Source organism: Streptomyces sp. MK37H, assembly GCF_018035285.1.
Taxonomy (GTDB): domain Bacteria; phylum Actinomycetota; class Actinomycetes; order Streptomycetales; family Streptomycetaceae; genus Streptomyces; species Streptomyces endocoffeicus.
The window spans coordinates 1-13,998 of sequence record NZ_JAAAYH010000242.1; the positions used below are offsets into that span (position 1 = coordinate 1).

Genomic DNA, 13,998 nt, shown 5'->3' on the forward strand with positions numbered 1-13,998 from the left:
AGCGTCGGCTCGGGCCTGCTGGTGGGCGGCTTCGTGGGCTCCGGCTTGCTGGTGGGCGGCTTGGTCGGCTCCGGCTTCGAGGTCGCCGTCGGGGCCGGCTTGGCCGGGCGGGAGTGGTCGGAGGTGGCCGCCTGGGCGGCGATGCCCCCGCCCACGATCAGGGCGACTCCGGCGGCCGACCCCACGATCCAGGGGCGCAGACGGCGGTTCGGCTTCTTGGCGCGGACGTGCTGCATACGGAACGACTCCCGAAAGGATTGAGCGAACGCTGAAGGGCGAGGCGTGCGCCGAGGATCCGAGGACCCGTTCCGGAGCCCGCCTTCAACCCACCAGACGTGCGGCCCCACCCGAGGTTGTCGCGCCCCGGAAAAATCTTTCGCCGATCGCCGTGCAACCGTTCCGGCCCTTGGCGGGTCGTACCTGGCATCGGGCTTCCGGGGGGGAATCCGGGGGGATTCGAGAGGAAGCCCTGGGAGGGGAGAACGAGGGGCCCGGACCACGGCCGGGCCCCTCGAAATATCACACCCTCAGAACGGCACCCCGCACCGCAGCAGCACATTCGCGTACGGCCGCGCCTCGCCCGTACGCACCACCAGCCTCACCCCCGCCGTCAGCGTCTTCAGCTCCTCGTGCGGGACCAGATCCAGCGCGGGAGCCGGGAAGAGGCGGTCGAGCAGGGCGGTCGCCCCGGGGTTGTGGTCGCGCACCTCCCGCGCCGCCGTGGCCCGTTCGGTCACCAGCTCGTCCAGCAGCCCGGTGAACACCCGCTCGAAGGACGGCACCCCGGCCGTGAAGGCGAGGTCCACCACGAACGGCCCGTCCGGTATCGGCAGGCCCGCGTCGCACACCATCACCGTGTCGGTGTGGCCCAACAGGGCGATGCCCGCGCTCAGATGGCGGTTGAGGATCCCGGACCGCTTCACAGAGCCGCCACCTCCTCGGCGCTCGGGAAGGATGCCTGCGCCCCGGCCCGGGTCACCGCGGCCGCGCCCACGCGCACCGCGAACCGCACCGCCGTCACCAGGTCGTCGCCGACGCCGAGGCGCCAGGCGAGCGCGCCGGTGAAGGCGTCCCCCGCGCCCGTGGTGTCCACGGCCGTCACCGCGGGACTGGGCACGAGCACCGTACGGTCGCCGTCGGCGACCAGCGCGCCCTCGCCGCCCAGGGTCACCACGACCGAGCGCGGACCGCGCGAGAGCAGGGCGTCGGCCCACTCCTCGGGGTCGTCGGAGGACCCCACCGGGCCGTCGCTGAGCAGGAACCGCGCCTCGTGCTCGTTGACCACCAGCGGATCACAGGCGGCCAGCACATCGGTGGGCAGCGGCGCGACCGGCGAGGGGTTGAGCACCACCCGCGGCCCGGGGCGGCCGCCGAAGCCCGCGGCCGCCGTACGGACCACCTCGGCGACCGACTCCAGGGGGATCTCCAGCTGCACCGAGACCACCCGCGCCGCGGCCAGCAGGCGTAGCGAGGCCCGGACGTCGCCGGGGGCCAGCCGGGCGTTGGCCCCCTGGGAGACCACGATGCTGTTGTCGCCCGAGGGGTCCACCGTGATCAGCGCGACCCCGGTGGGCGCGCCGCCGACGAGCACGCCCACCGTGTCGACCCCGGCCGACCGCTGCGAGTCCAGCAGCAGCCGGCCGTAGTCGTCGTCGCCGACCCGGGCCAGCAGGGCCGTCCGGGCCCCCAGCCGGGCGGCGGCGACGGCCTGGTTGGCGCCCTTGCCGCCCGGGTGGACCACCAGGTCGGACCCGAGGACCGTCTCACCGGCCCCGGGGCGGCGGTCGACTCCGATCACCAGATCGGCATTGGCCGACCCCACGACCAGCAGGTCGTAGTCGTGCATCCGCACGTCCTTTCGTTTGTCACTTCGCAGTGACGACCTTCACCGGCACCTTCACCGTGCCGTCGATCTTCTGCCCCTTGGCGGCCTTGACGGCGTTCTGCACCACCATCCGGCCCAACTCCTTCGGCTGCTGGGCGACGGTCGCGGCGAGGGTGCCGTTCTCGACGGCCTTGAGCCCGTCCGGGGTGCCGTCGAAGCCGACGACCGCGACGGACTTGCCCGCCTTGGACCCGAGCGCCTTGACCGCGCCGAGCGCCATCTCGTCGTTCTCGGCGAAGATCCCGTCGATGCCCGGGTGGCCCTGGAGCAGATTGGTGGTCACATCCAGTCCCTTGGCCCGGTCGAAGTCGGCGGTCTGCTTGCCGACGACCTTGATGTCCGGGTACGCCTTGAGGCCCTCCGCGAAGCCCTTACCGCGCTCACGCGAGGCCGAAGTACCGGGGGTGCCCTGCAGCACCAGGATCGTGCCCTTCTTTCCGAGCCGCTCGGCGAGCGTCTTCGCGGCCAGCTTGCCGCCCGTGATGTTGTCGGAGGCCACCAGGGTCGCGATCTTCGCCTTGTTGACGCCGCGGTCGGCGGCGAGCACCGGGATGCCCGCCTTGTCGGCGGCCCGGACGGACGGGCCCGCGGCATCGGAGTCGACCGGGTTGATGATGATCGACTTCATGTTCTGGCTGGTGAAGTTCTGGATCTGATTGGCCTGCTGGGAGGCGTCGTTCTGGGCGTCGGTGACCGTAAGGCTGATCCCGGCGCGCTTGGCCTCCTCCTGGGCGCCCGCCTTCAGCTGGACGAAGAAGGGGTTGTTGAGGGTGGAGACCGAAAGACCGACCTTGGTGGACGCGCCCCCGGAGGAGCCGGAGCGCCAGACGGAGGCGCCGAAGGCGATGGCGGCGACGACCACGGCGGCCAGCGCGAACTTGCCCGCGTTGACGGCCTTCTTACGGCCGCCACCGGACGGCCCGCCGGCCGCGGCCCCGGGTGCGCCCGGCCCGGCTCCGGCGCGCCGGCGCACCGTGTCCAGCAGCACCGCGAGCGCGATGACGACACCGATGACGACCTGCTGCCAGAAGGCGGACACCTCCAGCAGGTTGAGCCCGTTGCGCAGCACCGCGAGGATCAGCGCGCCGATGAGCGTGCCGGACGCCTTACCGACGCCACCGGACAGGCTCGCGCCGCCGATGACCACCGCGGCGATCGCGTCGAGCTCGTAGCCGACCGCCGCCTGGGGCTGCGCGGAGGACAGCCGGGAGGCGAGCACGATGCCCGCGACGGCCGCGAAACCGCCGGAGAGCGCGTAGATGACCAGCTTCTGACGGGCCACCCGGATCCCGGAGAGCCGGGCCGCCTCCTCGTTGCCGCCGATCGCGTACATCGCCCGGCCCGGGTACGTACGGCCCAGCACCCCCGCGGTGATCAGGCCCATCACGACCATCACGATCACCGGTACCGGCAGCCAGCCGCCGAGGGTGTCGCCGAGGCCGGACACCGAGTCGGGGACGGCTATCGGGCTGCCCTGGGAGATCACCAGGGCCAGACCGCGGCCGATCGACAGCATCGCGAGCGTGGCGATGAACGGCGGCAGCTTCCCGAAGGAGACCAGCGCCCCGCTGACCAGACCGCAGGCGACACCGGTGGTGAGCGCAAGGAGCGCCGCGAACCAGACCGGCAGCCCCTGTGAGCTCGCGGACCAGGCGAGCACGGTGGCGGACAGCGCGGCCACCGAGCCGACCGACAGATCGATGCCCGCGGAGACGATGACGAAGGTGACGCCGAAGGCGAGGATCGCGGTGACCGCCGCCTGGACGCCGACGTTGAGGAGATTGTCGGTGGTGAGGAAGTCGCCGGACAGCAGCGCCATGGCGGCCACCAGCAGCACCAGGGCGCTCAGGGCGCCGTTGTCGAGCAGTACGCGGCGCAGCGCCGCCGAGCCCCCGGGGTCCTTCGTGGCATCAATCGTGTCAGTGGCCACGGGAGCCCTCCTTTTCCTTGCCGCCGACCCCTTCGTCGGCGTCCTTGACGTCCTTCACTGCCAGGGCCATCACGGCGTCCTGGGTCGCTTCCCGCGCGGTCAGCTCGCCCGCGATCCGGCCTTGGGCCATGACCAGGACCCGGTCGCTCATCCCCAGCACCTCGGGCAGATCGCTGGAGATCATCAGCACGGCGTGGCCGGACGCGGTGAGTTCGTTGATGAGCTGGTAGATCTCGACCTTGGCGCCCACGTCGATGCCGCGGGTCGGCTCGTCGAGGATGAGCACCTTGCTGTCGGCGAGCAGCCACTTGCCGATGACGACCTTCTGCTGGTTGCCGCCGGAGAGGGTGCGCACCCGCTGGTCAAGACCGGCCATCCGGACGGCCAGCCGCTCGGCGACACCGGCCGCCGAGCGCCGCTGGGCGGCCCGGTCGACCAGCCCGGCGCGGGTGGCGGCGCGCAGCGTGACCAGGCCCAGGTTCTCCTGCACGGAGCCGTCCAGGACCAGGCCCTGGCCCTTACGGTCCTCGGGGACGAGGCCGATTCCGGCCCGCATGGCGGCCACCACGTCATGGCCGGGCAGCGGGCGGCCGAGCACCTCGACGGAGCCGGAGTCGTACGGGTCGGCGCCGAACAACGCCCGGACGACCTCCGTACGGCCCGCGCCGACCAGCCCGGCCAGGCCCACCACCTCCCCGGCCCGCACCTCGAAGCCGATGTCCTGGAAGCTGCCGTTCCGGGTTAGCCCCCGGACCTTCAGCAACGGTTCACCGGCGCCCCCGCGCTCGCGCGGGTACTGCTGCTCGATGGAGCGGCCCACCATCAGCCGCACCAGCTCGTCCTGGTCGGTGCTTGCCGGGACCTGGGTGACACTGCGGCCGTCACGCAGCACCGTGACCCGGTCGCCCAGGGCGGCGATCTCCTCCAGGTGGTGGGTGATGAAGACGATGCCCACACCGTCCGCGCGCAGGGTGCGCACGATCCGGAAGAGCTTGTCGACCTCCTCGGTGGTGAGCACGGCGGTCGGCTCGTCCATGATCAGGACGCGAGCCTCCAGGCTCAGCGCCTTGGCGATCTCCACCATCTGGAGCCGGGCGATGCCGAGGTCGCGGACACGGGTCCGGGGCGAGACATCCACCCCGACGCGGGCCAGCAGCTCGGCGGCGCGCGCGTCCATGGCCTTGCGGTCGATCATGCCGAAGCGGCGCGGCTGGCGGCCCAGGAAGATGTTCTCGGCCACGGTGAGGTCCGGGACGAGGTTGAACTCCTGGTAGATGGTGGCGATCCCGAGCCGCTCGGCGTCCTGCGCGCTGTTGATCCGCGCCGGCTCGCCGTCGACCAGGATCCGCCCGCCGTCGGGGCGGTGGGCGCCGGAGACCATCTTGATCAGCGTGGACTTGCCCGCGCCGTTCTCGCCCAGGAGGACATGCACTTCGCCCCGGCGCAGATCGAAGTCCACCCCGTCCAGCGCGATCACCCCGGGGAAGGTCTTACGGACCCCCTCCATGCGCAGCAGCTCCGCCCCGGCGCCGCCCGTGGACGCGCCCTCCGGCGCCGGACCATGCGAGCCGGTCGCCGTACCCGTCGCCGTGACGGCCCCGGCCTCGACGTCCGCGCGCTCGGGCCCCGTGCCCGCTGCCGGGGTTCCGGCGCCCGAAGCCGACACGTTGCCGCGCGAGGGCGTGGATGTGGGGGACTGGGTGCCCGCGGGCGTGGGGTCCGCGTTCGGCGTCGCCGAGGGGGCCGCCTCGGCGGCACGGGGGGAGGACGGCTCGGACTCGGCACTCAAGGCTTGCTCCCTTCGGGCTCGCCGCACGAGCGGCGGGTGACCAGACGGGCGGACAGGGTCACCGACTCGGCGGGCCGCCCCTCGACGAGATCGATCAGCGCCGTCACGGCGGCATGGCCGAGGGCCCCGGTTGGCTGGGCGATGGCGGTGATCGGCGGATCGGTGTGGACGAACCAGGGGATGTCGTCGAACGCGGCGAGCGCCACGTCGTCCGGCACCCGCAGGCCCCGCGCGCGGATCTCGTCCATCGCGCCGAGCGCCATCAGGTTGTCGGCGGCGAAGATCGCGTCCGGGGGGTGCGGCAGATCGAGGAAGCGGGCGGTCACCCGGCGGCCGCTGTCCGCCTGGAAGTCGCCCTGGCCGATGTGGTCCTCGTGCAGCTCCAGGCCGAACTCGCGCAGCGCGGAGCGGAAGGCGTCCACCCGCTCGCGGCCGGTCGTGGTGGCCGCGGGGCCCGCGATGATCGCGACCCGGCGGTGGCCAAGGGCGCACAGATGGGCCACCAGAGCGCGGATGGCTCCCCGCCCGTCGGTGCGGATCACCGGCACCCGGTCCAGGCCCTCGCCCTCGATCCAGCGGTCGACGAAGACCATGGGCGTGCCGGCGCGGGCGGCGGCCAGCATCATCGGGGAGCCGCCGTCGGTGGGGCTGACCAGCAGTCCGTCTATGCGGCGGTCCATCAGGGTACGCACATGGTGGTCCTGGAGGTCGGGCCGCTCGTCGGCGTTGCCGATGACCACGCTGTAGTCCAGCTCGCGGGCGGCGTCCTCGACCGAACGGGCCAGCTCGGTGAAGAAGGGATTCAGCACGTCGCTGATGACCAGCCCCAGGGTCCGGGTCTGGTCGGTGCGCAGCGAGCGGGCCACCGCGTTGGGGCGATAGCCGAGGTCGGCGACCGCGGCGAGCACCCGTTCGCGGGTGTCCGCGCGGACGGAGGGGTGGTCATTGAGCACCCGTGAGACCGTCGCCACGGAGACCCCGGCACGCCGCGCCACATCCTTGATGGCCGGCATCGTCCACCTCCTTGTGGAATCGATTACATGAGATTGGAATCGATTACATGGAAGGAGGCAAGGGGTCGGCCCCCGGTGAAACCGGATCGTGATATTCCGCCACGGGGCACATACCCGCGTTCCTTCCCCACGGGCGTTGTCCACAGGCCCGAACCGCCTGTCGGCTCCCGGCGGTACGGTCGAGGCATGCTCAAACTCGCGGTGGTGGAAGGGGTCCTGGAGCGGATCACCTACGCCAATGAGGAGAACGGCTATACGGTCGCGCGGGTCGACACCGGCCGTGGCTCCGGTGATCTGCTCACCGTCGTCGGCTCGCTGCTGGGCGCCCAGCCGGGCGAGTCGCTGCGGATGGAGGGCCGCTGGGGTTCCCATCCGCAATATGGCAAACAGTTCACGGTCGAGAACTACCAGACCGTCCTCCCCGCCACCGTCCAGGGCATCCGGCGCTATCTCGGCTCCGGGCTGATCAAGGGCATCGGCCCGCGGATCGCCGACCGGATCACCGAGCACTTCGGCGTCGACACCCTCGACGTCATCGAACAGGAGCCCAAGCGGCTGGTCGAGGTCCCCGGCCTCGGCCCCAAGCGCACCAAGATGATCGCCGCCGCCTGGGAGGAGCAGAAGGCCATCAAGGAGGTGATGGTCTTCCTCCAGGGGGTCGGCGTCTCCACCTCCATCGCGGTGCGGATCTACAAGAAGTACGGCGACGCCTCGATTTCGGTTGTGAAGAACGAGCCGTACCGGCTGGCGGCCGACGTCTGGGGCATCGGCTTCCTCACCGCCGACAAGATCGCCCAGTCGGTCGGCATCCCCCATGACAGCCCCGACCGGGTGAAGGCCGGTCTGCAGTACGCGCTGTCCCAGTCCGCCGACCAGGGCCACTGCTATCTCCCCGAGGAGCAACTCATCGCGGACGCGGTGAAGTTGCTCCAGGTGGACACCGGCCTGGTCATCGACTGCCTGGGCGAGCTCGCGGCCGAGGACGAGGGCGTGGTGCGCGAGCCGGTCCCGGGCCCGGCGGACGGCGAGCCGGTCTCCGCCGTCTATCTGGTGCCCTTCCACCGCGCCGAGATCTCCCTCGCGGGCCAGGTGATGCGGCTGCTGCGCACCGAGGAGGACCGGCTGCCCGCCTTCCGGGGCGTCGACTGGGACAAGGCGCTGGGCTGGCTGGCCGGCCGTACCGGCGCCGATCTGGCGCCCGAGCAGAGCGAGGCGGTGCGGCTCGCGCTGACCGAGAAGGTCGCGGTGCTCACCGGCGGGCCGGGCTGCGGCAAGTCCTTCACCGTGCGGTCCGTGGTGGAGCTGGCCCGCGCCAAGAAGGCCAAGGTGGTGCTCGCGGCGCCCACCGGCCGGGCCGCCAAGCGGCTGTCCGAGCTGACCGGCGCCGAGGCGTCCACCGTCCACCGCCTGCTGGAGCTCAAGCCCGGCGGGGACGCGGCGTACGACAGGGACCGCCCGCTCGACGCGGACCTGGTGGTGGTCGACGAGGCGTCCATGCTCGATCTGCTGCTGGCCAACAAGCTGGTCAAGGCCGTCCCGCCCGGTGCCCATCTGCTCTTCGTCGGCGATGTGGACCAGCTGCCCAGCGTGGGCGCCGGGGAGGTGCTGCGCGATCTGCTGGCCCCCGGCAGCCCCGTCCCGGCGGTGCGGCTGACCCGGATCTTCCGCCAGGCCCAGCAGTCCGGGGTGGTCACCAACGCCCACCGGATCAACGAGGGGGTGCCGCCGGTCACCCAGGGCCTGTCGGACTTCTTCCTCTTCGTCGAGGACGACACCGAGGAGGCCGGGCGGCTCACGGTCGATGTCGCGGCCCGCCGCATCCCCGCGAAGTTCGGCCTGGACCCCCGCCGTGACGTGCAGGTTCTGGCCCCGATGCACCGCGGCCCGGCGGGCGCCGGCACGCTCAACGGACTGCTTCAGCAGGCCATCACCCCGGCCCGTCCGGACCTCCCGGAGCGCCGCTTCGGAGGCCGGGTCTTCCGCGTCGGCGACAAGGTGACCCAGATCCGTAACAATTATGAGAAAGGGGCCAACGGGGTCTTCAACGGCACGGTTGGCGTCGTCACCTCACTCGACACCGATGAGCAGCGGCTGACCGTGCGGACGGACGAGGACGAGGAGGTACCGTACGACTTCGACGAGCTGGACGAGCTGGCTCATGCCTATGCGGTGACCATCCACCGGTCACAGGGCAGTGAGTACCCGGCCGTCGTGATCCCGGTGACCACCGGGGCCTGGATGATGCTGCAGCGCAACCTCCTGTACACGGCCGTGACCCGTGCCAAGCGCCTTGTGGTGCTGGTCGGCTCGCGCCGCGCGCTGGGGCAGGCGGTGCGCACCGTCTCGGCGGGCAGGCGCTGCACCGCGCTGGATCACCGACTCGGCGGCGATGTGACAGTCGAGCGTGTCAGATGGGTTTCCGAACGATGACGAACGGGGCAGGATGGCCGTGAAAGGCGGCACTGAGTGCCGCCAAAAGGCTCTTCGGCCGACCCCGAGTGCACGTTCGCTACCCGAGTAGGGGAAGGTGGGGGGAGTCAGGGCACCTCGAAGAAGAGAACCAGACGTCGGTGAGGGATGACGTGAGCGACAACTCTGTAGTACTGCGGTACGGGGACGGCGAGTACACCTACCCGGTGGTCGACAGCACCGTCGGCGACAAGGGCTTCGATATCGGCAAGCTGCGCGCCCAGACCGGTCTGGTGACCCTGGACTCCGGTTACGGCAACACCGCCGCGTACAAATCCGCGATCACCTATCTGGACGGTGAGCAGGGCATCCTGCGCTATCGCGGCTACCCCATCGAGCAGCTGGCGGAGCGCGCCTCCTTCCTGGAGACCGCCTTCCTGCTGATCAACGGGGAGCTGCCGACCGTCGATGAACTGGCGGCCTTCCGTGAGGACATCACCCGCCACACGCTGTTGCACGAGGACGTCAAGCGTTTCTACGACGGCTTCCCGCGTGACGCCCACCCGATGGCGATGCTGTCCTCCGTGGTCAGCGCGCTGTCGACCTTCTACCAGGACAGCCACAACCCGTTCGACGAGAAACAGCGCAACCTCTCGACGACCCGGCTGCTGGCCAAGCTGCCGACCATTGCCGCCTATGCGTACAAGAAGTCGGTCGGCCACCCCTTTGTCTACCCGCGCAATGACCTCGGCTATGTCGAGAACTTCCTCCGGATGACCTTCTCGGTCCCCGCGCAGGAGTATGACCTCGACCCGACCGTGGTCTCCGCGCTCGACAAGCTGCTGATTCTGCACGCCGACCACGAGCAGAACTGTTCGACCTCCACGGTCCGGCTGGTCGGCTCCTCGCAGGCCAATATGTTCGCCTCCATCTCGGCGGGCATCAACGCCCTGTGGGGCCCCCTGCACGGCGGCGCCAACCAGTCCGTGCTGGAGATGCTCGAGGGCATCCAGGCTTCGGGCGGCGACGTCGACACCTTCATCCGCAAGGTGAAGAACAAGGAAGACGGCGTGAAGCTCATGGGCTTCGGGCACCGCGTCTACAAGAACTTCGACCCCCGGGCGAAGATCATCAAGTCGGCGGCGCACGATGTCCTCTCCGCGCTCGGCAAGTCCGACGAGCTGCTCGACATCGCGCTCAAGCTGGAGGAGCACGCGCTCGCGGACGACTACTTCGTGGAGCGCAAGCTCTACCCGAACGTGGACTTCTACACCGGTCTGATCTACCGGGCGATGGGCTTCCCGACCGAGATGTTCACCGTGCTGTTCGCGCTCGGCCGGCTGCCGGGCTGGATCGCCCAGTGGCACGAGATGATCAAAGAGCCGGGCTCCCGCATCGGCCGCCCCCGCCAGATCTACACGGGCGTGGTCGAGCGCGACTTCGTCCCGGTCGAAGAGCGCTAGGGCAACACTCGCGCCCCCGGGTGCCCCCGTCCCACTTGGGCCGGGGGCACTTCGCGTATATGGGTGCTTGGCCCCCGGCCGGGCGCCCCTCTGAAAGGGCCGGGCACCTCAGTCGTATCCGGCCCATGGGGCTTACCGGCCGGGGGTACCTCCCAGCGGTAGCTGGGGGCGAGCCGAAGGGGCGCGTCGCTGTCGAAAGGGAGAGCGCGCGCAGGGAGCGAGGAACGAGCGACCGAGCACGGTCGACCGTCGACAGGGGGTACCTCCCAGCGGTAGCTGGGGGAGGCTGAGGCGCCCCGGAGGCGAACCGAGCCTCAAAAAAAGAAGGTGCGAGAAGCGCCCCGCTGCCGATCCCCCCACGGGTCGGAGCGGGGCGCTTCCCTTGCCCCGGAGCGGATTCCCCCCACGGGATCCGGCCGGGCGTCTACGGGCCCTTGCGGGCCGTATGGTGACGCGATCTGCCGGGACGCGTACCTACGGGAGGGCCGCTCAAAGCTCCCCGAGTACGTCGTCCCGGCTACGCGTAGCAGGATGCGTCCCCCAAGACGTATCCCCACCGTCCCATTAGACTCGCGACCCCCCTCGATGGTTACGTTGGGTTGTCTGTGATCTGCGTCTCTTGCCATAAGGGCCATAAAAGGGCAAGAGCCTCGATTTGAAGATCGAGGCTCCGCCGTATGGGTGTTGTGCGGCTTATGGGGACTTGGTGAATCTATGTGGACGCTGTGAAGGTCCGCAGTCGCAGACTGTTCGTCACCACGAAGACGGACGAGAACGCCATCGCCGCTCCCGCGATCATCGGGTTCAGCAGTCCGGCCGCCGCGAGCGGCAGCGCGGCGACGTTGTAGCCGAAGGCCCAGAAGAGATTGCCCTTGATGGTGCCGAGCGTCCGGCGCGCCAGCCGGATCGCGTCCGCCGCCACCCGCAGATCGCCCCGGACCAGGGTCAGATCCCCGGATTCGATGGCCGCGTCCGTGCCCGTGCCCATCGCGAGACCGAGGTCGGCGGTGGCGAGGGCGGCCGCGTCGTTGACCCCGTCGCCCACCATGGCGACCGTACGGCCCTCACCCCGCAGCCGCTTCACCACGTCCACCTTGTCCTGCGGCAGCACCTCGGCGATGACGTCGTCGATGCCGACTTCGCGGGCCACCGCCTCGGCGACCAGCCGGTTGTCGCCGGTCAGCAGGATCGGGGTGAGGCCGAGCGCCCGCAGCTGGGCGACCGCCTCGGCGCTGGTCTCCTTGACGGCGTCGGCCACCAGGAGGACGCCGCGCGCCTCGCCGTCCCAGGCCACCGCGACCGCCGTCTGCCCCTCGGATTCGGCCGCCGCCTTGGCGGCCGCGAGGTCCTCGGGCAGCTCGATGGCCCAGGCGCCGAGCAGCTTCTCGCGGCCGACCAGCACCGCGTGGCCGTCCACCGTGCCCTGGACGCCCAGGCCGGGCTCGGAGCGGAAGTCGGCAGGCGTCGGGAGGTCGCCGATCCGCTCGGCCGCGCCGTCCGCGATGGCCCGCGCGATCGGGTGCTCGGAGGCGTGCTCCAGGGCGCCCGCGAGCCGCAGTAGCTCCCGCTCGTCCACCCCTGGCGCCGTGACGGCCCCGCGCAGCCGCATCTGCCCGGCCGTCACCGTGCCGGTCTTGTCCAGGACGACGGTGTCCACCCGGCGCGTGGACTCCAGCACCTCGGGCCCCTTGATCAGGATGCCCAGCTGGGCGCCGCGGCCGGTGCCGACCATGAGCGCGGTCGGGGTGGCCAGGCCCAGGGCGCAGGGGCAGGCGATGATCAGGACGGCGACGGCCGCGGTGAAGGCGGCGGCCGTGTCGCCCGTGGTGAGCAGCCAGCCCAGCAGGGTGCCGACGGCGATCAGCAGCACGATCGGCACGAAGATCCCCGAGACCCGGTCGGCGAGCCGCTGCACCTCGGCCTTGCCGTTCTGCGCGTCCTCGACCAGCTTGGCCATACGGGACAGCTGGGTGTCCGCGCCGATCCGGGTGGCCTCGACCACGATCCGGCCCGACGCGTTGACGGTCGCGCCCGCCACCGCGTCGCCCACCCCCACGTCCACCGGCACCGACTCGCCGGTCAGCATCGAGGCGTCCACGGCGGAGGAGCCCTCGACCACCGTGCCGTCGGTGGCGATCTTCTCGCCGGGTCGCACCACGAAGCGGTCGCCGACGGCCAGCTCGCCGACGGGGATCCGTACCTCCCGCACAACCCGTCGCCCACCATCGCCCTCAACCGGGAGCGCTTCGCGCTCGCCCCCCTCGTACCGCAGCACGGCCACGTCCTTGGCGCCGAGCTCCAGCAGCGCGCGCAGCGCCGCGCCCGCCCGCCGCTTGGACTTCGCCTCCAGATGGCGGCCGAGGAGGATCAGCGCGGTCACCCCGGCCGCCGCCTCCAGGTAGATCGAGGACGATCCGTCGGTGCGGGAGACGGTGAGGTCGAAGCCGTGCCGCATACCGGGCATGCCCGCGTGGCCGAAGAACAGCGCCCACGCGGACCAGCCGAGGGCCGCCAGGGTGCCGATGGAGACGAGGGTGTCCATGGTGGCCGCGCCGTGCCGGGCGTTCGTCCAGGCGGCCTTGTGGAAGGGCGCGCCGCCCCAGACGACGACCGGTGCGGCGAGGGTGAGGGAGAGCCACTGCCAGTTGTCGAACTGCAGGGACGGCACCATCGCCAGCACCACGACGGGCAGGGACAGCGCGAGGGAGACGAGCATGCGGTGGCGCAGGGAGTCCGGCGCTGACTCGCCGCGCGGGTCGGCCTCCGGTGCGGCGGCGCCCTCGGGGGTGCGGGGCTCGGGCACGGCGGGGCGCGGTTCCTCGGCGGTGTACCCGGTTTTGACGACGGTGGCGATCAGGTCGGCGACTTCGATCCCTTCACCGTAGGACACCTTGGCCTTCTCGGTGGCGAAGTTCACCGTGGCGGTGACGCCGTCGAGGCGGTTGAGCTTCTTCTCGACACGGGCGGCGCAGGACGCACAGGTCATTCCGCCGATGGCGAGCTCGACCTGCGAGGGCCCGTCGGCCGTCGCCGTGGTGTCGGCGGCGGACCCGGCGGGGGGTGCCGTGCTGGTCATGTCTGGTCTCCTGGGAGGAGGGCCGGGCCGTACGGCGACTGTATGAGCAGGGCGGCACGGTCCGGCGGGGGTTTGGTGGGGGCTCGCTCAGGCCCGGCCGGCGAGCTCGTAGCCCGCCTCGTCCACGGCGGCGCGGACGGTCTCGTCGTCCAGCGGGGCGGCCGATACCACGGTGACCTGGCCGGTGGAGGCCACGGCCTTGACGGAGGTGACGCCGTCGAGGGCGCTGATCTCCCCGGTGACGGCGCCTTCGCAGTGGCCGCAGGTCATACCGGTCACCTTGTAGACGGTGGTGACTGCCTCGGAGCTCATGGGGTTCTCCTGTGTGGGGTGAGCGTGACGGTCGGTGCGCAGGAGGCACCGGAATGCCTCAGCGTCTCCTGGCAATCCCCACTTTATACCCCTAGGGGGTATGGATGGAAGCCGGTGGTGC

9 protein-coding genes and 1 pseudogene are annotated in these 13,998 nt (G+C 71.1%); 2 read left to right on the forward strand and 8 right to left on the reverse strand.

Annotation, left to right across the window (positions count from 1 at the left end; genetic code table 11):
• The 6 genes and pseudogenes from GWI24_RS28335 to GWI24_RS28360 all read right to left on the reverse strand — a co-directional run.
• Positions 1-236: pseudogene (locus GWI24_RS28335) on the reverse strand (hypothetical protein); the annotation flags it as partial.
• A 291-nt stretch (positions 237-527) separates the two neighbouring features.
• Entirely contained in the window at positions 528-923 is a 396-nt protein-coding gene (rbsD, locus tag GWI24_RS28340) for a D-ribose pyranase (RefSeq protein WP_210948737.1), read from the reverse strand.
• Complete coding sequence (locus GWI24_RS28345) at positions 920-1,846, reverse strand: ribokinase (RefSeq protein WP_210948738.1); 927 nt, start codon at positions 1,844-1,846, stop codon at positions 920-922. The genes rbsD and GWI24_RS28345 overlap by 4 nt, the downstream gene beginning before the upstream one ends.
• A gap of 19 nt (positions 1,847-1,865) precedes the next feature.
• Positions 1,866-3,815, reverse strand: a complete 1,950-nt coding sequence (locus tag GWI24_RS28350) for a substrate-binding domain-containing protein (protein WP_210948739.1) — start codon at positions 3,813-3,815, stop codon at positions 1,866-1,868.
• On the reverse strand, positions 3,805-5,322 hold the full coding sequence (locus GWI24_RS28355) for a sugar ABC transporter ATP-binding protein (protein ID WP_210948744.1): 1,518 nt from the start codon (positions 5,320-5,322) through the stop codon (positions 3,805-3,807). The genes GWI24_RS28350 and GWI24_RS28355 overlap by 11 nt, the downstream gene beginning before the upstream one ends.
• A gap of 278 nt (positions 5,323-5,600) precedes the next feature.
• Positions 5,601-6,617: a LacI family DNA-binding transcriptional regulator gene (locus tag GWI24_RS28360; protein WP_210948740.1), complete on the reverse strand. Its 1,017-nt coding sequence runs from the start codon at positions 6,615-6,617 to the stop codon at positions 5,601-5,603.
• Positions 6,618-6,803: 186 nt separating this feature from the next.
• Here GWI24_RS28360 and GWI24_RS28365 point away from each other — a divergent pair, with 186 nt between their 5' ends.
• Positions 6,804-9,047, forward strand: a complete 2,244-nt coding sequence (locus GWI24_RS28365) for an ATP-dependent RecD-like DNA helicase (protein WP_210948741.1) — start codon at positions 6,804-6,806, stop codon at positions 9,045-9,047.
• Positions 9,048-9,199: 152 nt separating this feature from the next.
• Positions 9,200-10,489, forward strand: a complete 1,290-nt coding sequence (locus GWI24_RS28370; protein WP_044575006.1) for a citrate synthase — start codon at positions 9,200-9,202, stop codon at positions 10,487-10,489.
• A gap of 712 nt (positions 10,490-11,201) precedes the next feature.
• Here the strand turns inward: GWI24_RS28370 and GWI24_RS28375 are convergent.
• Together GWI24_RS28375 and GWI24_RS28380 are read right to left on the reverse strand one after the other, a co-directional pair.
• A complete protein-coding gene (locus GWI24_RS28375) occupies positions 11,202-13,565 on the reverse strand; it encodes a cation-translocating P-type ATPase (protein ID WP_210948742.1) in 2,364 nt (787 codons plus the stop codon).
• Positions 13,566-13,652: 87 nt separating this feature from the next.
• Positions 13,653-13,877: a heavy-metal-associated domain-containing protein gene (locus GWI24_RS28380; protein WP_210948743.1), complete on the reverse strand. Its 225-nt coding sequence runs from the start codon at positions 13,875-13,877 to the stop codon at positions 13,653-13,655.
• Positions 13,878-13,998: the final 121 nt, after the last annotated feature.

Bases quoted from the DNA above. Each gene is read 5' to 3' on its own strand.
- GWI24_RS28345 (WP_210948738.1), bottom strand. From the start codon at position 1,846: ATGCACGACTACGACCTGCTGGTCGTGGGGTCGGCCAATGCCGATCTG.
- GWI24_RS28355 (WP_210948744.1), bottom strand. From the start codon at position 5,322: ATGGAGGGGGTCCGTAAGACCTTCCCCGGGGTGATCGCGCTGGACGGG.
- GWI24_RS28360 (WP_210948740.1), bottom strand. From the start codon at position 6,617: ATGCCGGCCATCAAGGATGTGGCGCGGCGTGCCGGGGTCTCCGTGGCG.
- GWI24_RS28365 (WP_210948741.1), top strand. From the start codon at position 6,804: ATGCTCAAACTCGCGGTGGTGGAAGGGGTCCTGGAGCGGATCACCTAC.
- GWI24_RS28375 (WP_210948742.1), bottom strand. From the start codon at position 13,565: ATGACCAGCACGGCACCCCCCGCCGGGTCCGCCGCCGACACCACGGCG.
- GWI24_RS28380 (WP_210948743.1), bottom strand. From the start codon at position 13,877: ATGAGCTCCGAGGCAGTCACCACCGTCTACAAGGTGACCGGTATGACC.